General features: G+C 70.2%; 22 protein-coding genes. 5 read left to right on the top strand and 17 right to left on the bottom strand.

Going from position 1 to position 21,400, the window contains the following annotated elements; all coding sequences use genetic code 11:
* Positions 1 to 12: 12 nt before the first annotated feature.
* The 6 genes from ABZS37_RS02295 to ABZS37_RS02270 form a co-directional block, all read right to left on the bottom strand.
* Positions 13 to 447: a hypothetical protein gene (locus ABZS37_RS02295; protein ID WP_355164989.1), complete on the bottom strand. Its 435-nt coding sequence runs from the start codon at positions 445 to 447 to the stop codon at positions 13 to 15.
* Complete coding sequence (locus ABZS37_RS02290; protein WP_355164988.1) at positions 411 to 842, bottom strand: hypothetical protein; 432 nt, start codon at positions 840 to 842, stop codon at positions 411 to 413. The genes ABZS37_RS02295 and ABZS37_RS02290 overlap by 37 nt, the downstream gene beginning before the upstream one ends.
* Positions 843 to 1,056: 214 nt before the next feature.
* Positions 1,057 to 1,911, bottom strand: coding sequence for an ABC transporter ATP-binding protein (locus ABZS37_RS02285; RefSeq protein ID WP_355164987.1), 855 nt, complete (start codon positions 1,909 to 1,911; stop codon positions 1,057 to 1,059).
* Entirely contained in the window at positions 1,908 to 2,942 is a 1,035-nt protein-coding gene (locus ABZS37_RS02280) for an iron chelate uptake ABC transporter family permease subunit (RefSeq protein ID WP_355164986.1), read from the bottom strand. The genes ABZS37_RS02285 and ABZS37_RS02280 overlap by 4 nt, the downstream gene beginning before the upstream one ends.
* Positions 2,939 to 3,982: an iron ABC transporter permease gene (locus ABZS37_RS02275; RefSeq protein ID WP_355164985.1), complete on the bottom strand. Its 1,044-nt coding sequence runs from the start codon at positions 3,980 to 3,982 to the stop codon at positions 2,939 to 2,941. Before ABZS37_RS02275 ends, ABZS37_RS02280 begins: the two co-directional genes overlap by 4 nt.
* Positions 3,979 to 5,007 (bottom strand): iron-siderophore ABC transporter substrate-binding protein, encoded by a 1,029-nt coding sequence (locus tag ABZS37_RS02270; RefSeq protein ID WP_355164984.1) that lies wholly within the window; start codon positions 5,005 to 5,007, stop codon positions 3,979 to 3,981. The genes ABZS37_RS02275 and ABZS37_RS02270 overlap by 4 nt, the downstream gene beginning before the upstream one ends.
* 239 nt (positions 5,008 to 5,246) lie before the next feature.
* Here ABZS37_RS02270 and ABZS37_RS02265 point away from each other — a divergent pair, with 239 nt between their 5' ends.
* Complete coding sequence (locus ABZS37_RS02265) at positions 5,247 to 6,044, top strand: siderophore-interacting protein (protein ID WP_355164983.1); 798 nt, start codon at positions 5,247 to 5,249, stop codon at positions 6,042 to 6,044.
* A 59-nt stretch (positions 6,045 to 6,103) separates the two neighbouring features.
* Here ABZS37_RS02265 and ABZS37_RS02260 read toward each other — a convergent pair whose 3' ends face one another.
* The 10 genes from ABZS37_RS02260 to ABZS37_RS02215 form a co-directional block, all read right to left on the bottom strand.
* Positions 6,104 to 7,012 (bottom strand): hypothetical protein, encoded by a 909-nt coding sequence (locus tag ABZS37_RS02260; protein ID WP_355164982.1) that lies wholly within the window; start codon positions 7,010 to 7,012, stop codon positions 6,104 to 6,106.
* A 12-nt stretch (positions 7,013 to 7,024) separates the two neighbouring features.
* On the bottom strand, positions 7,025 to 7,825 hold the full coding sequence (locus tag ABZS37_RS02255) for an SDR family oxidoreductase (RefSeq protein WP_355164981.1): 801 nt from the start codon (positions 7,823 to 7,825) through the stop codon (positions 7,025 to 7,027).
* Positions 7,826 to 7,897: 72 nt separating this feature from the next.
* Positions 7,898 to 9,202: an enolase C-terminal domain-like protein gene (locus tag ABZS37_RS02250; protein WP_355164980.1), complete on the bottom strand. Its 1,305-nt coding sequence runs from the start codon at positions 9,200 to 9,202 to the stop codon at positions 7,898 to 7,900.
* The gene (locus tag ABZS37_RS02245) at positions 9,202 to 10,041 is read right to left on the bottom strand and encodes a fumarylacetoacetate hydrolase family protein (RefSeq protein WP_355164979.1); all 840 of its coding nucleotides are present in this window, start codon (positions 10,039 to 10,041) and stop codon (positions 9,202 to 9,204) included. The genes ABZS37_RS02250 and ABZS37_RS02245 overlap by 1 nt, the downstream gene beginning before the upstream one ends.
* Before the next feature lie 109 nt (positions 10,042 to 10,150).
* Positions 10,151 to 11,128, bottom strand: a complete 978-nt coding sequence (locus ABZS37_RS02240) for an aldo/keto reductase (RefSeq protein ID WP_355164978.1) — start codon at positions 11,126 to 11,128, stop codon at positions 10,151 to 10,153.
* Entirely contained in the window at positions 11,125 to 12,657 is a 1,533-nt protein-coding gene (locus ABZS37_RS02235) for a sugar ABC transporter ATP-binding protein (protein ID WP_355164977.1), read from the bottom strand. The genes ABZS37_RS02240 and ABZS37_RS02235 overlap by 4 nt, the downstream gene beginning before the upstream one ends.
* A complete protein-coding gene (locus ABZS37_RS02230) occupies positions 12,654 to 13,604 on the bottom strand; it encodes an ABC transporter permease (RefSeq protein WP_355164976.1) in 951 nt (316 codons plus the stop codon). Before ABZS37_RS02230 ends, ABZS37_RS02235 begins: the two co-directional genes overlap by 4 nt.
* The gene (locus ABZS37_RS02225; protein ID WP_355164975.1) at positions 13,601 to 14,674 is read right to left on the bottom strand and encodes an ABC transporter permease; all 1,074 of its coding nucleotides are present in this window, start codon (positions 14,672 to 14,674) and stop codon (positions 13,601 to 13,603) included. Before ABZS37_RS02225 ends, ABZS37_RS02230 begins: the two co-directional genes overlap by 4 nt.
* Entirely contained in the window at positions 14,671 to 15,759 is a 1,089-nt protein-coding gene (locus tag ABZS37_RS02220; RefSeq protein WP_355164974.1) for a mandelate racemase/muconate lactonizing enzyme family protein, read from the bottom strand. Before ABZS37_RS02220 ends, ABZS37_RS02225 begins: the two co-directional genes overlap by 4 nt.
* A complete protein-coding gene (locus ABZS37_RS02215) occupies positions 15,759 to 16,808 on the bottom strand; it encodes a sugar ABC transporter substrate-binding protein (RefSeq protein ID WP_355164973.1) in 1,050 nt (349 codons plus the stop codon). Before ABZS37_RS02215 ends, ABZS37_RS02220 begins: the two co-directional genes overlap by 1 nt.
* A gap of 126 nt (positions 16,809 to 16,934) precedes the next feature.
* Between ABZS37_RS02215 and ABZS37_RS02210 the strand changes: the two genes are divergently transcribed.
* From ABZS37_RS02210 to ABZS37_RS02195, 4 genes are read left to right on the top strand one after another with little or no spacing between them, the layout of a single operon-like run.
* Complete coding sequence (locus tag ABZS37_RS02210; protein WP_355164972.1) at positions 16,935 to 17,654, top strand: GntR family transcriptional regulator; 720 nt, start codon at positions 16,935 to 16,937, stop codon at positions 17,652 to 17,654.
* 28 nt (positions 17,655 to 17,682) lie between these two features.
* Positions 17,683 to 18,393: a (Fe-S)-binding protein gene (locus ABZS37_RS02205; RefSeq protein WP_355164971.1), complete on the top strand. Its 711-nt coding sequence runs from the start codon at positions 17,683 to 17,685 to the stop codon at positions 18,391 to 18,393.
* Entirely contained in the window at positions 18,390 to 19,859 is a 1,470-nt protein-coding gene (locus tag ABZS37_RS02200; RefSeq protein WP_355164970.1) for a LutB/LldF family L-lactate oxidation iron-sulfur protein, read from the top strand. The genes ABZS37_RS02205 and ABZS37_RS02200 overlap by 4 nt, the downstream gene beginning before the upstream one ends.
* A complete protein-coding gene (locus ABZS37_RS02195; protein ID WP_355164969.1) occupies positions 19,856 to 20,473 on the top strand; it encodes an LUD domain-containing protein in 618 nt (205 codons plus the stop codon). Before ABZS37_RS02200 ends, ABZS37_RS02195 begins: the two co-directional genes overlap by 4 nt.
* 56 nt (positions 20,474 to 20,529) lie before the next feature.
* Here ABZS37_RS02195 and ABZS37_RS02190 read toward each other — a convergent pair whose 3' ends face one another.
* Positions 20,530 to 21,267 (bottom strand): VOC family protein, encoded by a 738-nt coding sequence (locus tag ABZS37_RS02190; RefSeq protein WP_355164968.1) that lies wholly within the window; start codon positions 21,265 to 21,267, stop codon positions 20,530 to 20,532.
* Positions 21,268 to 21,400 lie beyond the last annotated feature (133 nt).

The raw sequence follows: 21,400 nt of genomic DNA, 5'->3' as shown, positions 1-21,400 counted from the left end.
TTCCTCCCCGACCTACGCGGTCTGGTTGATGCTCCGGCAGAACCGCAACCCGCCGTCGGCGTTGTCGAGACACACCACGATCCGGTACTCCCGGCCCTCGACGAGGTCATGTGACCCGCCCTGACTGGCCCGCGCCATCGTGCAGGTGTCGTTACCATGGGCCTGAATCACGTAGATCAGCTTGGAGCCGTAATACACCCGGCCATCGACATAGAACCCGTCGGCCTGGAGGTCACAGATCTCGACGATGTCGCCGTAGGCTTTGAACATCAGGTCGCCGCCGGGGTTGTCGTCCGAGGTCCTGATCCAGGTGTCTGCCATTGCCGGTGCGGCGAACAGGAACGACCCGGTGATCAGGGCCAACGACATGCCCGCCGCAGCGAACCAGCGCTTTGTTCTCAACACACTCCTCAACAATCCGCGACCTTTGTGCTGTTGTCGTTCCACCAGGCAGCCTTGTCCTCACTGCCCTGGACATAGTGGATGTCGTCCCACAGCCTGATGTTGAACCGGTAGCAGCCCTTGCCGACCCCACGCTCGACGAGGTCGTACGCGCCGCCCTGGCTTGCCCGGCGGGTGGTGCAGTTGCCGTTTCCGGACGCCTGGATGCTGAAGCCCGCGCCCGTGAAGATGTGGGTCACCACCATGTTCACGTGCGCGCCGTCCGCCTGGATGTCGCACACCTGGATGATGTCGCCATCCGGCCAGAAGTCGACGCGTCCGCCCGGCGTCCCGTCATTGGTGTACATCCAGTAGTGCGGACCGGCATAGGCCTGCGCCGGGCTGCCCACCATGACCGTTCCGAAAAGTGCCATCGTGATAGCCACGAACATCGTGGCCATCCGCCGAAGCTTCACGAACGTCCTCCCATCGATCGTCCGCGCCCAACCTGACGCGGTGTCCCGGCGAGCTGTCGCTCGCCGGGACACCCACTATTCGACGGCCGCCCTGCAGGTCCCCTGCAAACGGCTTGCAGCGTCGGCTACCGCTCCCCCACCGAGAGTCGCCGGAGAGTGGGTGCCGCCTCGGCAAGAGGCTCCTCGGCACTGGCCTGGGTCACGCGTGCCGGCGAGGTGATGCGCCCGCGCCAGGCGCAAGAACCCCAGCGGGCGGGACGACGTGATGGCGGCCGATCGGCAGCATCAGCGGCTTACCCGACGTCGGATCGATGATGACCTTGCTTTCGAGGCCGAACACGGCGCGGACGCATTCCTCCGTCAGGACCTGCGCCGGCTCACCCGCGGCGTGCAGCCTCCCATCGGCCAGCGCGATGAGGTGGTCCGCGTACCGGGCCGCGAGGTTGAGGTCGTGCAGCACCATGACGATCGTCGTTCCGCGCGTCTGGTTGAGGTCGGTGAGCAGGTCGAGGACGTCGACCTGATGGCTGACGTCGAGGAACGTCGTCGGCTCGTCGAGCAGCAACAGGTCTGTCTGCTGGGCCAGGGCCATGGCGATCCAGACCCGCTGCCGCTGGCCACCGGAGAGTTCGTCGACCGAGCGGTCGGCGAGGTCCGCCGTCTGGGTCGCGTCCAGGGCCGCCGCCACGGCGGCGTCGTCCTCCCTGCTCCAGCGCGAGAGTACGCGCTGATGCGGATTGCGCCCGCGCCCGACGAGGTCGGCCACGGTGATCCCTTCGGGCGCTGTCGGTGACTGGGGAAGCAGGCCGAGGGTACGGGCCAGTTGCTTGGCCGGCAGCCGGTGCACCTGCTTGCCGTCGAGCAGGACGTGGCCGGCGCGGGGCGCGAGGAGGCGCGACATCGACCGCAGCAGGGTCGACTTGCCGCACGCGTTCGCGCCGACGATCGCGGTGATCTTCCCGGGCGGCACGTCGAGGTCGAGCGAGGAGATGACGACGCGGTCCTTGTAGCCGAGCATGAGACTCTCGACCGCGAGCGTATGAGTGGTGGTCACAGCGAGCCTCCCGCGCGGTTCGTACGAATGAGCAGGTAGATGAGGTACGGAGCGCCGAGCACACCGGTGACGACACCCACGGGGTAGCGCGTGTCGAAGGCGAACTGGCCGGCGAAGTCCGCGACCAGCACCAGGAGAGAGCCGACCAGGGCGGACGGCAGCAGCAGCGACCCGGCCGGCCCAATGATCCGGGCGGCGATCGGCCCGGAGAGGAACGCCACGAAGGCGATCGGCCCGGTCGCCGCGGTGCCGAAGGCGATCAGGCCGACGGCCGCGATGATGATCAGGATCCGGGTGCGTTCGAGGCGGACCCCGAGCGCCGCCGCGGTGTCGTCACCCAACTGCATCATGGAGAGGTTGCGGGCCTGGCTCAGCAGCACCGGCGCCAGGACGGCCACGGCGATGGCCACCGGAATGGTCTCCTTCCAGGTGGCGCCGTTGAGGCTGCCGGTGAGCCAGCGCAGCGCCTCCTGCAGGTCCCATTCGGCGGCCTGGGTCAGGACGTACGCGGTCAGGCTGTCGAGCATGGCGGCCATGCCGATGCCGATCAGGACGAGACGGGTACCGGCGACGCCGTCCTTGAACGACAGAAGGTAGATGACCAGCGCCACCGCCAGCCCGACGACGATCGCGAAGGCGGACACCCCCGCCCCACCGAGGTGCAGTGTCACGATGGCGAAGGCGGCTGCGGCGCTCGCGCCGGAGCTGATGCCGATCATGTCGGGGCTGGCGAGCGGGTTGCGCAGCATCGTCTGGAAGGTGACGCCGCCGAGCCCGAAGCAGGCGCCGACCAGGACCGCGAGGACCGCCCGCGGTAGGCGGAGCGTGCCCACCGTGAAGGAGGCCCCGGGGACGTCCTCGCCGGCGATCACCGCCAGGACGTCGGCCGGCGGATAGAAGGTGCGTCCCGCCATCAGCGAGACGGCGAACGCGGCGACGACGAGGACGGCGAGGACGATCAGCACGACGAGCCGTCGGCGCGTACGGCGGACCCGGCCGTGGGTGACGGCCTGGAGAGTCGTGGTGCTCACAGCTCGCGCACCTTCTGCCGGCGGACGATGTAGATGAAGAACGGGGCGCCGATCAGCGCCGTCACGATGCCCACATCGATCTCCGCCGGACGTGCCACCACCCGGCCGACGACGTCCGCGGCGGTCAGCAACGACGCGCCGAGGAGCGCGGCGAACGGTAGCAGCCAGCGGTGGTCGAGCCCGATCAGGAGGCGGCACACGTGCGGCACGACCAGGCCGACGAACCCGATGGGTCCGGCGACCGCCGTGGCGGCGCCGCACAGCAGCACGGAACCGGCACCCGCGACGACCCGCACCATGGCGACCCGCTCGCCGAGCCCTGCCGCGAGGTCGTCACCGAGCGCGAGCGAGTTCAGGGCTCGGCCCGACAGGAGGCAGATCACGAGACCCACGGCGAGGAACGGCAGAGCCTGCCGGATGCTGTCGTAGGTGGCACCGCCGACCCCGCCGATCTGCCATGAACGGAAGTTTCCGGCAACGTCGTTGCGGGGCAGCACGAAGGCGCTGATCAGCGACGCGAGCGCGGCGGAGGTGGCGGCGCCGGCGAGGGCGAGCTTCAGCGGCGTCGCGCCGCCGCGTCCCAGGGAGCCGACGGCGTACACGAAGACGGCCGCGAGGCCGGCGCCGAGGATCGCCACCCAGAGGTAACTGGTGGGCGAGGAGAGACCGAACGCGACCATCCCGGTGACCACCGCGAGCGACGCCCCCATGTTCACGCCCAGGATGCCGGGGTCGGCCAGCGGGTTGCGGGTCACGCCCTGCATCACCGCGCCGGCCAGGCCGAGCGCCGCGCCGACGAGCACGGCGAGCAGGGTCCGCGGGATCCGTTTGGTGACAGCGGCCTGTTCCATGGTCTCGTCCACGCCCTGGAACGCGGCGAGGATGTCCGACCAGCCGACGTTGCGGGAACCCAGCGCGACCGATGCCGTCATGAGCGCCAGCAGCACTGCTGCCGCGACGAGAAACCACAGCAGGCGCACACGTGCCGGACGCCGCACAACGGCGGCGTCCGGCAGGGCACGCGAGTCGAGCTGGGTCATGACACCTGATCGGCAGCCTTGGCGAGCATCGCGACGTAGTCGTTCAGCACGAACGGGATGGCCAGCGGCGTCGGGTTCGCCGCGGTGCCCAACGGGGTGGCGCCGGAGAGCATGACCACCGAGCCGCGCTTGATCGCGGGGATCTTCGACAGCAGCGGGTCGGCCTGGGCGGCGGCGAGGAGCTTGTCGTCACCGTAGGCGACGATGACGTCCACGTCGTTGAAGACCTGGATCTGCTCGGCGCTCTGGTTGAGGCTGAACTTGTCCGTGCCGGCGGACAGCGTGGCGATGCTGCCCGGCACCTTCAACCCGAGGTCGGCGAAGAACTGTGCCCGGGTGTCGTGCGTCGTGTAGAAGCCGATCTTGCTCAGGTCGGTCGGGTCGACGTGCGTCATGAACATCGCCGACTTCCCCGCCAGCTGCGGGTGCTTCGCGGCGGCGTCGGTCATCTGCTTCTCGAAGTCGGCGATCAGCGCGTCGCCCTCCGTCGCCAGGCCGAGGGCCTGGCTCTCCAGCTTGATGGTGTCGCGCCACGCCGTGGCCCAGGGCGCCTCGGGGTAGGCGACGACCGGGGCGATCTTGCTGAGGGTCTCGTAATCCTGCGTCGTCAGGCCGGAGTACGCGGCGAGGATGATGTCGGGCTGCGTGTCCGCGACCGCCTCGAAGTTGATGCCGTCGTTCTCGTCGAACAGCACCGGCGCGGTCCCGCCGAGCGTCTTGAGCTTCTCGGCGACCCACGGCAGGATGCCGTCGCCGTCGTCGTCGCCGAAGTTGGCCTTCGCCATCCCCACCGGAACGATGCCGAGGGCAAGCGGAACCTCGTGGTTCGCCCAGGCCACGGTGGCGACCCGCTTCGGCTTCTCCTTGATCGTCGTCGTGCCGAGCGCGTGCTTGATCGTGATCGGGAAGGCGGCGGAGCTGCCACCGGCAGGGGCGTCTTCGGCCTTCGACGACTCGCCACAGGCGGCGAGCGCCAACGTGGCGGCCAGGGCGACGGCCCCGGCGAGGAAGCGGTTTGCACGCATAGAACAGCACTCCGTTGCTAGGTAAGGGGAGGCTAACCTAACACACGAATGTGAGCGCTTCTCACTATCGATGTTCGGTGGAGGCGGCCATCGACCAGGCGCGGAGGGCCGTGAACTGAGGCTAGGCTAACCTAAACCTTCGGCGCATCGGCGACCGGACGCATCGCCTGATGTGAGACGCACCATCGGCTGGTCGCCGAACACGGATGGTGGCTCACGATCCACGAAGGAGCGACATGATGACCGTCGACGCCATGCCGGTCGAGGCCACGCTGATCAGGCGCCCGATGCTCGTCGAGGTTGTCGCCAGCCGGCTACTCACGCCCCATCTGCGGCGCATCACCGTGACGGGCGCGGAGCTGGACCGCTTCGCGTACGAGGGGCCGGACCAGCTGGCGCGAATCTTCCTCGCCCCGGCACCCGGCGTCGAACTGCACCTGCCGGACTCCGAGCAGTGGTGGCCCGGCATTCAGGCCATGCCGGCGGAGCTGCAGCCGGTGGTCCGCAACTACACCGTCCGGCGGCTCGACGCCGGACGTCGCGAGATGGACATCGACTTCGTGCTCCACGGTGACGGCGGACCGGCGTCCGCCTGGGCACGCAGAGCCGCGCCCGGCGACCGGATCGGCGTACTCAGTGACGGCGCCGACTACGCCCCGCCCGCCGACACCGAGTGGCAGTTGCTCGTCGGCGACGAGACCGCTCTGCCGGCGATCACCGCGGCCATCGAGGCGCTGCCGCCGGAAGCACGCGCGATCGCGCTGATCGAGGTGGGTTCCGCAGAGGACGAGATCGAGGTACGCACACCCGTCGGTGTCACGCTGACCTGGCTGCACCGCGGCGGCACACCGGCGGGCGGCAGTGACGTGGTGATCCGTACGCTGCGCGAGCTGGCGTTGCCGGCCGGCACGCCGTACGCCTTCGTCGCGGGGGAATCCACAATGGTCACCACCGTCCGCCGGCATCTGTGCACCGAGCGCGGCATCGCCAAGGAGCGGATCTACTTCGCCGGCTACTGGAAGGTCTCCGCGCACTGAGCCCTCGGTGCCTGCGGCTGATGCCGGCGTGACGCTGACCCAGCCGGTGCCGCACGCCCTTACCGGGCGGTGCCGCCCGGTCGACCTGCACCGGCAGCGGAGGGTCGGTGACCGATGCGGGGAGCCCGCACCACCGGGGAGCTGCCGGATCCCGGGCGGAAGTCCCGTGCCGCGCTGGCCACCATCTCGTCGGGGTCCTGAGCGAGTGCCTGCCGAATGTGTGGCGGAATGACCTCGGATGTCGCCATCGCCAGTCGGACCTGCACCGAACGGTCGTCGACCAGGCGCGCCAGATCCGCCTCGTCCAACTCGACGGCACGGACCAACGCGGCACGGACGTCGACCACCGGGTCCGCGGCGAGCACGCTGCGCTGCTCGGCGGTGGTCCGCGGGTTGCGGGCAACCCCCTTGCGTACGCGTGCCGTGCGATCGGCCAGCAGCGCGGTGATCGCGTCGGGGTCATGGGTGTGGGTGGCGAGTCGTTCCCGTACCTCGGGTGAGACGTCGCCGGTCAGCTTGGCGGCCAACTCGGGCTCCAACTCCCGACTCTCCGCGAGGAGACCGCGAAGCTCCTTGTCCGATGCCTCTGACATCGTCCGGCGGATCGACTCGTCACAGGCCGGGTTGCTGGCGACCGCCCAGCGGACCCACCGGTCGGCGTCCTTGACGAGGCGCAGGAGGTTGGCGATCGAGGTCGAAGGGTTTCTCGCCACGGCCTCCCGGACCTGACGATCATGGTCCCGCGTCAGCGGTCGCAGTGCCTGCGCGGGTGCGTCGGCCCGAGCGGCGACCGCCTTACGGACCAATGGCGACGGGTCGGAAGCCAGGTCGATAAGGGTCATCTGTGGCGTTGTGGGGTCCTGCGCGAGGGTGAGCCGTGCGTCAGCGCTGCCACCGATCGGACGGTGGGCGGTGGTGCCAGACTCGCTCTGACGGTCGGGCTCGCCGACGTCCTGCTGTTTCCCCATGGCGTAATCATGTCACGCGCCCGGTCCGGCGGTGCGAGCCTGACCAGCGGGTGCGGGTGTGACCTGGGCGGGCAGTCGCAGGCCGGACATACCGCCGTCCACCGCCAGAGACGACCCGGTCACCGACCCGGTCGTGGGCGACGCGAGGTAGACGACGGCGGCGGCCACCTCGTCGGCGGTCACCAGGCGCCCGGTTGGCTGGCGGGCAGCGAGCTGCCGCTTCTCCGCCGTCGGGTCGGCGGCACCGGCGAGCAGGCGGGCCACCCAGGGCGTGTCCACGGTGCCAGGGGCGACACAGTTGACCCGGATCCCCTCCGTCACCAGGTCGGCTGCCATGGCGAGGGTGAGGGCGTGCACGGCTCCCTTCGACGCCGAGTAGAGAGCGCGTCGGGGCAGGCCGACGCCGGCCGCGATCGAGGAGACGTTGACGATCGCCGCGGACGACGACCGGCGCAGGTACGGCAGGGCGACGGCGCTCGTACGGGCCACGCCGGTGACGTTGACGTCGAGCACCCTGCTCCACTGCTCGTCGTCGTTGTCCTCCACCGTGCCCACGGCGGAGATGCCGGCGTTGTTCACCAGGATGTCGATCCCGCCGAACGCCTCGGCGACCGAGGCGACAGCCCCGGCGAGGGAGGATCGGTCGGCCACGTCCGCCCGGACTCCATGGACGCGAGGATCCTCGGGCAAACCCGACAGATCCAGGTCCAGAACACCCACCCGGGCGCCGGCGGCCACCAACGCCCGCACGCAGGCGTCGCCGATCCCCGAGCCACCTCCGGTCACCACCGCCACGAGTCCGTCACACCGCATGTTTCTCTCCCATTCCGCTGAGTTGACGCACCGCCGTCAGGAAGGCCGTGCGGTCGAGCGTGTCGAGGTCTGTCAGACCCATGCCGGCCCGTCGGGGTACGCGTACGTGGCGAGGCTCTCGGGACGCATCGCGGCGGAGAACCCGGGGGCTGCGGGCGCGACGTAGTGCCCCTCCCGGATCACCACCGGGTCGAGGAAGTGCTCGTGCAGGTGATCGACGTATTCGACGACCCGGTTCCGCGTCGAGCCGGTCACCGCCACGAAGTCGAACATGGACAGGTGCTGAACCAGTTCGCAGAGGCCGACTCCCCCGGCGTGCGGGCAGACCGGCACCCCGTACTTCGCGGCGAGCAGCAGGATGGCGACGTTCTCGTTGACGCCGCCCACCCGACACGCGTCGATCTGCACGATGTCGACCGCGCCGGCCTGCAGCAGCTGTTTGAACACCACCCGGTTCGCCACGTGCTCGCCGGTGGCGACCCGGATCGGCCCGCCGTCGGGTGCGCTGGTGGCGAGGGCGGCACGGATCGCCGCGTGGGCGAGCACGTCGTCGGGGCTGGTCGGCTCCTCGATCCACCACGGGTCGTACGGCGCCAGCTCCCGCATCCGGGCGATTGCCTCGGCGACGTCCCAGCGTTGGTTGGCGTCGAGAGCGATCCGGATGTCCGGGCCGACCGCTTCGCGGGCGATCTTCAGGCGGCGCACGTCGTCGGCGGCGTCCGCGCCCACCTTCAGCTTGATCTGGGTGAACCCGTCGGCCACCGCCTGCTCGGCCAGCCGGATCACCTTGTCGTCGGGGTAGCCGAGCCAGCCGGGCGACGTGGTGTACGCGGGGTAGCCCCGCTCGGTCAGCTGGGCGATTCGTTCGTCCCGCCCCGGCTCGGCTGCGCGCAGGATCTCCAGCGCCGCGTCGGGGGTGAGAGCGTCGGTGAGGTACCGCCAGTCGACCAGGTCGACGATCTGCTCGGGGCTCAGGTCGGCCAGGTACCGCCAGACCGGTTTGCCGGCTCTCTTGGCGACGAGGTCCCACATCGCGTTGATCAAGGCTGCGGCGGCCAGGTGCATCACCCCCTTTTCCGGGCCGAGCCAGCGCAGCTGCGAGTCGTGGGTGAGCGAGCGGGCGAACGCGCCGAGGTCGACGGTGTCCGGGTCGAGGCCGACGGCGTACGGCACCAGCGCGTCGATCGCCGCACGGCAGACGTCGTTGCCCCGCCCGATGGTGAAGGTGAACCCGTGCCCGTCCGGGCCGTCGTCCGTGCGCAGCACCAGGTACGCGGCCGAGTAGTCGGGGTCGGGATTCATCGCGTCGGAACCGTCGAGGTCACGCGAGGTCGGGAACCGGATGTCGTACGTGTCGACGGAGGTGATCACTGCCATCAGGCGCTCCGCAGCGTGTTGCGCTGCCGGCCGAGACCGGCGATCTCGACCTCCATCACGTCGCCGGCGGCCAGGTACGGGAACCGGCCGGAGAGCGCCACTCCCTGTGGGGTGCCGGTGTTGATGACGTCGCCCGGGTCCAGGACGGTGTACTGGGACAGGTGCCACACCAGGTACGCCACGTCGAAGATCATGTCCTTCGTGCTGGAGTCCTGCCGGGGCTCGCCGTTCACCCAGGAGCGCAGCCGCAGTGCCTGCGGGTCGCCGATCTCGTCGGCGGTGACCAGCCACGGGCCGAGGGGTTGGAACGTCTCGCAGGACTTGCCCTTCGACCACTGGCCGCCGGAGACGGCGAGTTGGAAGTCTCGCTCGGAGACGTCGTTGGACAGCACGTACCCGGCGATGTGCCCGAGGGCGTCGGCCGGCGAGGCGAGGTAGCGGGCCCGCCGGCCGATGACCACCGCCAACTCCACCTCCCAGTCGGTCTTCGTCGATCCACGCGGAATCAGGACGTCGTCGTGGGGGCCGACGACCGTGTTGGGCGCCTTGTAGAAGATGATCGGGGCGGTCGGTGGCTCGGCGCCGGACTCGGCGGCGTGCGCGGCGTAGTTCTGCCCGACGCAGAGGACCACCCCGGGTCGGGCGATCGGCGCGCCGACCCGCTGACCGGTGATGTCGATCTCGGGCAGGTCGGTGGCCTCGCGGACCCGCTGGACGCCGTCGCCGGCGAGAAAGTCCCCATCGATGTCAGCGGTGAGCGACGAGAGGTCGACGTGCCGCCCGTCGACGTACAGCACGGGGCGTTCCCGCCCCACGGGCCCGACGCGCATGAATCTCACGAACCAACCTCCAGTGCATAGGTACGAATCGCGGTGCCGGTTCGGCTCCACGCCCCTGCGGCGAGCCAGGGGTGGTCAGCGGCCCACAGGTGGTGCTCCGCATCGATGTTCAAGGCGTCGGCACGTCCCCCGGCAGCAGACCCTCGGCCTTGAGATCTGCCCACAGTGCGCCGGGCACGTCCCACTCGAACATCGCCACGTTGTCGGCGACCTGCTCCGGGTCGCGGGCGCCGATCACCACGCTGGCGACCGCGGGATGACCGAGCGGGAACTGGATCGCCGCGGCCCGCAGTGGCACGCCGTGCCGCTCGCACACCGACCGGATCGCCGTGGCTCGGTGGAGCAGCTCCCCGTCGGCCGGGACGTAGTCGTAGTGGGCGCCCGGCCTCGGGTCGGCCAGGAGGCCCGAGTTGTAGACCCCGGCGGCGAGGATCGAGATCCCCTTCTCCTGACACAGCGGCAGCAGCTCGTCGAGACCGGACTGGTCGAGCAGGGTGTACCGGCCGGCGAGCATGAAGCAGTCGAAGTCGCCGGCGTGGGCCAACTCGACCAGCGCCGGGGCCTGGTTCATCCCGGCGCTGACCGCGCCGATCTCGCCCGCTTCCCGCAACCGCGCCAGCGCCGGGTACGCCCCGGCGACCGCCTCGGCGAGGTGGTCGTCCGGGTCGTGGATGTGGGCGATGTCGATCCGGTCCAGCCCCAACCGGGTGAGGCTCTCCGCGTGTGAGCGGTGCACCCCGTTGGCGGAGAAGTCGAACCGCGGCGCCAGGTCGGTCGGCTCGGCCCAGAACTCCTGCCCGTCGCCACCGTTGGGCAGGAGCAGCCGACCCACCTTCGTGGAGAGGGTGAACGCGCTCCGCGGCTTGCCGGTGAGGACCGCCCCGGCCCGCCGCTCGGAGAGGCCGCAGCCATAGAGCGGGGCGGTGTCGAAGTAGCGCAGCCCGAGGTCCCAGGCTGCCTCGACGGTGGCGTGGGCGACCTCGTCACCGACGGCGGTGAAGAGCCCACCGATCGGGGCGAGCCCGAGCCCGAGCCGGGTCACGGCCACGTCGGTACGCCCCAGGGTCACCTGTTCGGTGGCCTTCACGCGGCGACCCCCTGCCCGTCGTGGATGAACCGGATCACCGACTGGCTCATCCGGTCGTAGTCGTGGTCGTTGTCCAGTTCGCCGACAATGGCGAACTCCCGCATCACCGCGATCCGATCGGCGAGGGTGACCATCTCGGGCAGGTCCGACGAGATCAGCAGGATGGCCATGCCCCGCGCGGCGAGGCCGGCGATCAACTCGTGGAAGGCCGCCTTGGTGCGGACGTCGATGCCGACGGTGGGTTCGTCGATGATGAGGACGTCGCAGTCGGCGGCCAGCCACTTGGCCAGGCTGACCTTCTGCTGGTTGCCACCGGAGAGCTGGCCGGCGTGCTGGTCGGGCGAGGCGAGGCGGATGCCCAGCCGATCGGCGTACTCGTCGACCAACAACCGCTCCGCCCGATCGCGGACCAGTCCCAGCCGGGCCAGCCGGCGCCACACCGTCACCGCGGTGTTGCGGGCTACGGTCTGGTCGAGGAATAGGCCCTCCTCCTTGCGGTTCTCGGTGACGTATCCGATCCGGTACCGGTGCAGGGCGTCGCCCACGTCCCGGATCCGGGCCGGGCGCCCGTGCACCCGCACCTCGCCGGCGGTGATCCGGTCGAGTCCGAGGAGCGCCTTGGCCAGCTCGCTGCGGCCGGCGCCGACCAGCCCGTACAGGCCGACGATCTCACCGGGGCGTACGGCGAGGCTGACGTCGTGGTGGCCGGCGGTGGTGGCGACGTGATCGAGCGCCAGCACCGGTTCGGCGTCCGCCGCGACGGTGCGGGTGGCGAGGTGCACCTGCTGGTACGCCCGGCCAACCATCAGGTCGACGATCTGCTCGCGGCTGTGGTCGGCGAGGGACTCCGCCTCGGCGACGCTGCGCCCGTCGCGCAGCACGGTCACCGTGTCGGCGACCGCGAAGACCTCTTCCAGCTTGTGGCTGACCAGCACCGTGGCGTGGCCCCGCTCCGACAGCCGACGCACGATCCCGTAGAGCCGGTCGGCCTCGTCGTTGGTGAGCGACGCGGTCGGCTCGTCGAGCAACAGCACTGTCGAGTCGGCCGACAACGCCTTGGCGATCTCCACCAACTGCATCTGGGCCACCGACAGCCGCGACACCGGCAGGTCGGGGTCGAGGTCAAGGTCGAGCAGGTCGAGGCAACGGCGTGCCTCGGTACGCAGAGCCGCCCGGTCGAGCAGGCCGGCACGCCGGGGCAGATTTTGCAGGCAGATGTTCTCCGCGACGGTGAACGCCGGGATCAGGTTCCGCTCCTGGTGCACCACACCGATGCCGGCCCGCTGGGCGTCCTGCGGGTTGCCGAGCTGCACCGCGCGTGGCTGCCCGTCCGGCCCGGGCACCCGCAGCTGCCCGCCGTCCGGCCGGTAGACCCCGGTGAGGATCTTGATCAGGGTGCTCTTGCCGGCGCCGTTCTCGCCGAGCAGCGCGTGCACGCTGCCAGCGGTCAGGGTCAGCGTCGCCTCGTCCAGGGCACGCACCCCGGGGAATGTCTTGACCAGTTTCTCCGCGGACAGCACGACGCTCATCGCGTACCTCCGGACAGTTTGTTCCGGAACTGACCGAGCAACACCGCGCCGAGGACGACCGCGCCGATGATGAGATCCACCCACCGTCGGTTGATGTTGAACTGCGACTGACTCACGTCGACCAGCCGCACGAGGAAGGCCGCGAGCACCGTGCCGGTCACGCTGATCATGCCCCCGGCCAGGGCGACCCCACCGATGATCGGCGCGGCGAAGCTGGGCAGCAGCAGGTCGTCGCCGATGGAGGCGTTCACCGACCCGAAGGCGGCCACCACGATCACGGCGGCGAAGCCGGCCAGCAGCCCCGACAGGGTGTGCGCCAGCACCAGCGCGCGGTCGTTGGAGATGCCCGACAGCCGGGCGGCGAACGGGTTGCCGCCGGAGGCGAGCAGGTGCCGCCCGGGCACGGTGCGACGGAAGAAGAGTGCCGTCGCGACCGCGATGGCGACCGCCAACAGGAACACCACGGGCACCCCGGCCAGGGACGCCTGCCCGAACTCCCGCAGGCCGGGCGAGTAGCCCTGGTAGGTGCCGGTGCCGTTCACCCCGTACCGCAGCCCCTCCAGGATCGTCATGGTGGCGAGGGTGACGATGAACCCGTTTATCCGGGTGAAGATCACCAGCAGACCGTTGACCAGTCCGACGGCGGCGCCGAGGACCAGCGCGGCGAGCACCGCGACCGGGGCGGGCAGCCCGGCGTCGACCATCAGCCACCCCGAGGCCACCGCGCAGAACCCGGTGAGCACACCCACCGACAGGTTCATCTGACCGACGGCGAGCACCACCATCTGGGCCAGGCCGATGACGATCGGCAGGGCGAGGAACCGCAGGAACGCGTCCAGGGTGCCGGCGGTGAGCAGGTTGAAGTCGGTGGCGACCGCGAGCGCGGCGAACCCGACAGCGGCGATCACCGCGAGGGTGAACTCGTTGGTCCGGATCAGGCTCCTCATGATGTCGACACCGCCCTTCGCTCGGCGATCACAGCCCGAAGCCGGTCCAGCGACAACGCCGCGAGCAGGACCAGTCCGATGTAGAGCTTCAGCTCCTCCAGCGAGAACTGCAGCAGGTTGAGGCCCTTGTAGATGACCTGGGTGAGTGTTGCGCCGAGTGCGGTGCCGAGGACGCTGACCGCACCACCGGCGAGCAGTGTGCCGCCGAGCACCGGGGCCAGGAACGACGGCAGCAGGAACGACTCACCGATGTTGGCCGAGAAGGCCCCGTTGTTGGCGGCCAGCAGGAAACCGGCCAGTGCGGCGAGCAGCCCGCTCAACGCGTGCGCGGCGACGACTCGGCGGTGCGTGGGGATGCCGGACAGCTTGGCGGCGACCGTGTTGGAGCCGGTCATCAGGATCTCCCGCCCCAACCGGGCATGCCGGAACAGCAGCCCGACGCCGAGCGCCGCGGCCACCGCGATCGGCACGATCAGCGGGATCCGAGGTCCGCAGACGTCGCCCATGCAGTAGTCGGCGAAGGTGTCGAAGCGCAAAGCGGCCAGCCCGCTCGGCTGCACCGCGAACGCCACCCCGCCGGTCGCCCATGTGTAGAGGATCGTGACCAGACCCAGCAGCCCGAAGTCGAGCGCGAGGGTCACCACGAAGGAGTTCACGCCGGTCTTGGCGATGAGCAGGCCGGCGAGCGCGCCGATGCCCGCCCCGACGACGAGACCCACCAGCAGCCCGACCAGCAGGGGTACGCCGAGCCGGTCGTAGGCCAGGCCCATCGCGAAGGTGGACAGCGCGGCCATCCGGCCGACGGCCATGTTCATGTGCCCGAGCGAGAGCACAGCGAGCTGGGCCAGACCGACCACCACGTACACGCTGATGTCGGCCTGTAGCGGCGCGAGCGTGAGGCGGGGATCGAGGAACGCGGGGGTCAGCGACGAGAAGAGGACAACCAGCACGGCGATGACGATGAGCAGCCCGAGCCGGGGGTTCGCCCAGACCGGTAGGGTCCGGGCCGGTGGCCTGGGGTCGGCGGCCGGAGGCACCGCTGGCGCCTCCGGCGCTGTTTCCGTCTTCACGCCACCCTCCTGTCCTCGATCGCGTCGCGGTCCCAGTCGATGCCGAGGCCAGGCTCGCCCGGGGCGAGCGCATGGCCGTCGACGATCGCGATCTCGGTCCGGGTGATCGCGCGCAGTTGCGGGATGTGCTCGACGTAGCGACTGTTCGGCACGGCCGCGCAGAGGCTCACGTGCAGTTCCATGAGGAAGTGCGGGCAGACGACGACGTTGCAGGCCTCGGCCAGATGCGCGACCTTGAGCCACGGGGTGATGCCGCCGATCCGCGCGACGTCGACCTGGACGATGCCGGCGGCCTGGCGGCGCAGGTACTCGGCGAACTGGCCGATCGAATACATCGACTCCCCCACCGCGACCGGGATGCTGGTCGCGCGGGCGAGCAGCTCGTGCCCGGCGACGTCGTCGGCCGGCAACGGCTCCTCGAACCAGGCGAGCTGGTGCGGTTCGAGGAGCCGGGCTCGGCTGATCGCCTCGGCGGCGGTCAGGGACTGGTTGGCGTCGACCATCACGTCGAAACCGTCGCCGAGGGCCGCCCGGACCGCGCCGATCCGTGCGGCGTCCTCCGCCGGGTTCGGCTTGCCCACCTTGAGCTTGACGCCGGGCCAGCCGACCGCCTGGGACTCCTTCGCCCCAGCGACCAGCTCGTCCTCGGTGAGGTGCAGCCAGCCACCTTCGGTGTCGTACAGCGGGATCCGTTCCTTGGCGCCGCCGGCGAGCACCCACAGGGGCAGGCCGGCGGCTCGGGCGCGCAGATCCCACAGCGCGGTGTCGACCGCGGCGAGAGCCAGGGAGGTGATGGCACCCACCGCGGTGGCGCGGGTAGCGGCATGCAGGTCACGCCAGACCGCTTCCACCCGGGCGGCATCGCGGCCGACCAGGTGTGGCAGCAGGTAGTCACGCAGCAGCGCGAGCACCGCGGTGCCACCGGTCCCGATCGTGTACGCGTACCCCGTGCCGTGCCCGCCGTCGGCCGTCCGCACCTCAACGAAGATCGTTTCCTGCTTGAGGAACGCCTGCACGGCGTCGGTGCGGACGGTCTCGACGGGGATGTCGACGAGGTACGCCTCGGCCTTCGTGATCTTCGACATCAGCTGCACTTGAGGAGGTCGCCGTCGAACTTCTTCCTCAGTGCGTCGGTGGTCGCGGTGCGGTCGGCCTCGTAGCCCTCCAGGTTGTCCTTGGTCACCACGAACGATCCGGAGTCGATCGTCACTCCGGGCTCGACCATCGTGCAGCCGCCGCTGAGCTTCATCAGGGCGTACGAGCCGACACGGGCCTGGCCGACCGGGTTCTGCAGGACGGTGGCAGCCACCCACCCGCCACGAAGTCCGTCGAGGACCGCCGGGTCGTCGTCGATGGCGATGACCTTGATGGGCAGCTTCGACTGGCGCACGCCTTCGGTGGAGGCGACCGCCGGGTTGTAGGCGGTGTTCACGATCGCCTGGATCTGCCGGCCCTTGGCGGCGAGCAGGTCGGCCACGGCCTTCTGGGCGCTCTGCAGGTCCTTGTCGATGTCGGTGACGCTCTGGATCAGCACCACCTTTCCGCCGGTCTCGGCGACCGCCTTCTCCACGCCCTTGATCCGGCGCTGGGTGTTGGAGTCGACCTTGTTTCCGGTCAGGTGCACCAGGTTGCCCTGGCCGCCAATGGAGTCGATGGCGGCCTTGGCGCCCTTGTACGCGGCGACTTCCACGTCGGTGGACAGGCAGAAGTCGGCCTTGTTGTCCCCAGCCGGGCAGGAGGCCAGGGAGGCGACGGGGAAGCCCTGCCGCTTGAGGTCCTCGAAGGTGGAGTTGATGTTGTCCGGTGAGACGCCGAAGACCCCGAAAGCGTTGTATCCCTGGGCGGCCAGGGACTTGAGCACGTCGTTCTGTTTGGTCTGGTCCCAGCCTGCGGTCTCGTTGAAGGTGACGTCGCCGAGTGCGAGTTCCGTCTTCGCCGTGCCCCCGGCGTCCTTCCAGGGCTGGAAGTACGGGTGCGAGCCGCCGGGTACGAGCGCGACCTTGACCTGCGCTGGCTCCCGACCGCCGGCTTCGGTGTCGGTGGCGTCGCTCTTCTTCGTGCAGGCCACGGTCGTCGTGGCGAGGGCCAGGACGGTGAGGCCAGAGCCGATCCGGGACAGCATGCTGCGCGACATGAACGTCTCCTCGGGGGTGGTGGTGAGGCGGAGGCGAAGCGGGGGAAACCTATTTCCTATAGGATGTTGCTTTGCTAGTGTGTACTCGCTCACACCGGCACAGTCAAGGGGTTGTTAGGAGACGAGATGGCCCAGCAGGAAGCTCGCGAGGGTCGGCTCCGTCCCGCCCGACGACTCACCCTCGCCGAGGACGTCTACGAGTCGATAAAGACGCTGGTCATGGACCACATCCTTCCCCCCGGCGAGCGGGTCAACATAGACGCTCTCGCCCGGGAACTCGACGTCTCCCCCACACCGGTGCGCGAGGCCCTCGCCCGGTTGGAAGCCGACGGCCTGGTCCGCAAACGCCCGCTGTCCGGCTACACCACCACGCCGTTGCTGAGCCGCACAGAGTTCGACGACCTGTTCGACGTCCGCCTCCTGTTGGAGGGCGCCACCGCCGGCCGGGCCGCCGCGCACGCCTCCACCGAGGCGCGGCAACGGATCAGCGCCGAGGCGGCGGCGCGCATCGACGTGGAGGCCGGCGACGGATACCGCCGACACGCCGCCTTCACCGCGCTGGACGCGAAATTCCACGACCTCATCGCCGAGGTCGCCGGCAGCCCACTGCTGCGGGACAGCATCACGCGGCTGCACTCGCACCTGCACCTGCACCGGCTGTACTTCCCTGTCGCCGGCGCTCCGGACACCAACACGGAGCACCAGCGCATCGCCGCCGCCATCGCCGCCGGCGACTCCGCGGCGGCCACCGAGGCGATGCGGGCCCACCTGACCGCCGCCCGGGAGCGCCACCTGCCCGCCTTCGACCGGCTTCCCGACCCTGGCGCACCGCGCGACCCGGTGTGACCCGCCCCGAGACATCCGAGGAGCCGCCATGCGGATAGCCCTCTTCATCACCTGCGTCAACGACATCGCCTACCCGGCCACCGGCATCGCGGTCACCCGCATCCTGCGAAGACTCGGCCACACCGTCGACTTCCCCACCGGCCAGACCTGTTGCGGGCAGATGCACGCCAACACCGGCTACCGGGCCGAGGCGATGCCCATGGTGCGCAACTACGTCGACGTCTTCGACGGGTACGACGCCATCGTGGCGCCGTCCGGGTCGTGCACGGCGATGATCCGCGACCAGTACCCGCACCTGCACCCGCCGGCCACGTCGGTGGCCGCCCGCACCTACGAGCTGTCCGAGTTGCTCGTCGACGTCCTCGGCGTCACCGACGTCGGTGCCGAGTTCCCGGAGACGGTCACCTACCACCCCACCTGCCACGGCCTGCGCATGCTGCGGCTCGGCGACCGGCCGCTGCACCTGCTGCGCCAGGTGCGCGGGATCCGGCTCGTCGAGCTCGGTGACGCCGAGGAATGCTGCGGCTTCGGCGGCACGTTCGCCCTGAAGAACCCGGACGTCTCCACCGCGATGCTCACCGACAAGTGCGCCCGGGTCCGCGACACCGGAGCACGGGTGCTCGCCGCCGCCGACAACTCCTGCCTGGCGCACATCGGGGGCGGCCTCGACCGCCACCGGTCGGGCGTGCGGGCCATGCACTACGCCGAGATCCTCGCCGCGACAGGGGCCGCCTCATGAACCGTCCCGGCGTCGACCGGTCTGGCGGGTCGGTCGCCCCAGCCACCGGAGGCGGGCGGATCCGCACACCACTGCCCTTCCCCACCGCAGCCGCGTCGGCCGTCGCCGACACGCAACTGCGGGCCAACCTGCACCGGGCCACCCGCACCATCCGCGGCAAGCGCGCCCGAGTCGTCGACGAGGTCCCTGACTGGGAGTCCCTCCGGGACGCCGGCTCCGCGATCAAGGCGGACGTCCAACGCCGGTTACCGGAGCTGCTGGAGCAGTTCGAGGCGTCCGCCACCGCTGCCGGCGCCACCGTGCACTGGGCCCGCGACGCCGCCGAGGCCTGCCGCATCGTGGTCGCGTTGACCCGGGCCGCCGGGGCCGACGAGGTCGTGAAGGTCAAGTCGATGGCAACCCAGGAGATCGAGCTCAACGAGGCCCTTGAGGCGGCCGGCATCGCCGCGTACGAGACTGACCTCGCCGAGCTGATCGTGCAGCTCGGCGAGGACACTCCCTCGCACATCCTGGTGCCGGCGATCCACTACAACCGGGCACAGATCCGGGAGATCTTCCAGCGTCGAATGCCCGACGTACCGGCCGACCTCAGCGACGAACCGGCGGCACTGGCCGAGGCGGCCCGCACCCACCTGCGACGACGGTTCCTCTCGGCCCGGGTCGCCGTCTCCGGCGCCAACTTCGCCATCGCCGACACCGGCACGCTGGTGGTCGTGGAGTCCGAAGGCAACGGGCGAATGTGCCTCACCCTCCCGGAGACGCTGATCAGCGTCGTCGGCGTCGAGAAGCTGCTGCCGACCTTCAGCGACCTGGAGGTCTTCCTGCAACTGCTGCCGCGATCCTCGACCGGCGAGCGGATGAACCCGTACACCTCGATGTGGACCGGCGTCACCCCTGGTGACGGCCCTCAGGACGTGCACGTCGTGCTGGTCGACAACGGCCGGTCCGCGGTGCTCGCCGACCCGGTCGGGCGGCCGGCGCTGTCCTGCATCCGCTGCTCCGCGTGCCTCAACGTCTGCCCGGTGTACGAGCGGGCCGGCGGGCACGCGTACGGCTCGGTGTACCCGGGGCCGATCGGCGCGATCCTGTCGCCCCAGCTGACCGGCGTGGCCGACAACGCTTCGCTGCCGTTCGCGTCGACCCTCTGCGGCGCTTGCTACGACGTGTGTCCGGTAAAGATCAACATTCCGGAGATCCTGGTCCACCTCCGCCAGCAGGCACCGCATCCGCTGGCTGAACGGGCCACCATGCGCGTCCTGTCGTGGATCATGCGCAGCCCTCGACGGTGGGCCGCCGCCCTACGCCTGGCCCGGGGCGGCGCCGGCCCTCTCGGGGCGTACCGCGAACGGCGCACCGGCTCTCGTACGCTGCGCAGGCTGCCCTGGCCCGCCTCGGCCTGGACCCGGTCGCGGGACCTGCCGCTGCCCGCGCCTCAGACCTTCCGGGAATGGTGGGACAAGCAGTGACCGCACGCGACGAGATCCTGGCGCGGCTCCGGACGGCCCTGGCCGACAGCCCGCCGCCGGTGGAGGTGCCCCGCCGGTACCGCCGGGTCGACGATCGTTCCAACCTGGTCGAGATCCTCATCGACCGGTTGGAGGACTACCGGGCTGTCGTCCACCGGGGCATCGACAGCCTGCCCGGACTGCTGGCCGAGGTCGACCGGCTCGCCGTTCCCACCGACATCCCCGCCGATTGGCTGGCCGGCTACGCCGGGCAGGTTCACCGCGACGCTCCCCCGCTGTCACCGGCCGACCTGGACGGCCTGGACGCGGTCCTGACCGGCTGTGCGGTGGCGGTCGCCGACACCGGCACCATCATCCTCGACGCCGGCCCGGCACAGGGGCGGCGGGCGCTCACCCTGGTGCCCGACCGGCACATCTGCGTCGTACGCGCCGACCAGGTCGTCGGACTGCTGCCGGAGGCGCTGACCCGGCTGGACCCGCGCGCGCCACAGACCTGGATCTCGGGCCCGTCCGCGACCAGCGACATCGAGCTCAACCGGGTCGAGGGGGTGCACGGCCCCCGCAGGCTGGAAGTCGTCCTGGTCGGTCTCGACGACAGTCCCACGGGACGCTGACAGGCAGCCTGGGGGCGCGTCGCGAAGTCCGGGCTGGCGGCTGACGAGGGTTGGGGTCAGGCTGGGGCGAGGAGGCAGAACTCATTGCCTTCCGGGTCGGCGAGGACCGTCCACGGGACGTCGTTCTGGCCCAGGTCGATGGCGGTGGCGCCGAGAGTCAGCAATCTGGCGGCCTCGACCTCTGGATCGTCACCCGGGTATGGGCGGACGTCGAGATGGACGCGGTTCCAAACGCTCTTCACGTCGGGTGTGCAGAGGAACTGCAGATATGGGCCAACGCCCTTGGCCGAGCGGAGTACCGCGTTGTGGTCGGTCACCTTGTGCAGAGTCCAGTCCATGGCCTTGCCCCAGAAGCGGGCCATGGCTCGCGGATCCGCGCAGTCGACCACCACCGTGGCGATCGGTCCGGTGTCTCGGATCGGGTCGCGCCAGTCCAGCACACAGAACTCGTTGCCCTCCGGATCGGCCATGACCGTCCATGGGACGTCGCCCTGGCCCACGTCGGCGGGTGTTGCGCCGAGATCCACCAGGCGCGCGACCAACTCCGCCTGATGGGCCGCCGAGGTGGTGGCGAGGTCGACGTGCACCCGGTTCTTCACCGTCTTGGGTTCCGGGGAGGCGATGAGGTCGAGGCAGACGGCGACGGGGTCGGGGTAGACGAAGCCCTCGGGTTCGAGGTTGGTGACGCCGGGTCCCTCGCTGGAGACCGCCCAACCGAGCACCTCTGCCCAAAAACCGCCCAGCGCCGAGTCGTCCCGAGCCTTCATGTTGATTTGAACGAGCCGCGTTGCCATGCCGGCGATGCTAAGGCCTGCGTCGAGGGGCGGTGTGCCCGACCTGAAGTGACCGTTCGGCGTGTCGCCGCCATCAACGAGTGGCTGTGACCGACGTCGACACCGGCTTCAGTCCGCCCTCAACACGACGGCG

It is taken from the genome of Micromonospora sp. NPDC005413 (genome assembly GCF_040606435.1).
Lineage (GTDB): Bacteria > Actinomycetota > Actinomycetes > Mycobacteriales > Micromonosporaceae > Micromonospora.
Note: the sequence above shows the minus strand (reverse complement) of the source record. Positions and strands in the feature narration are given on the sequence as shown.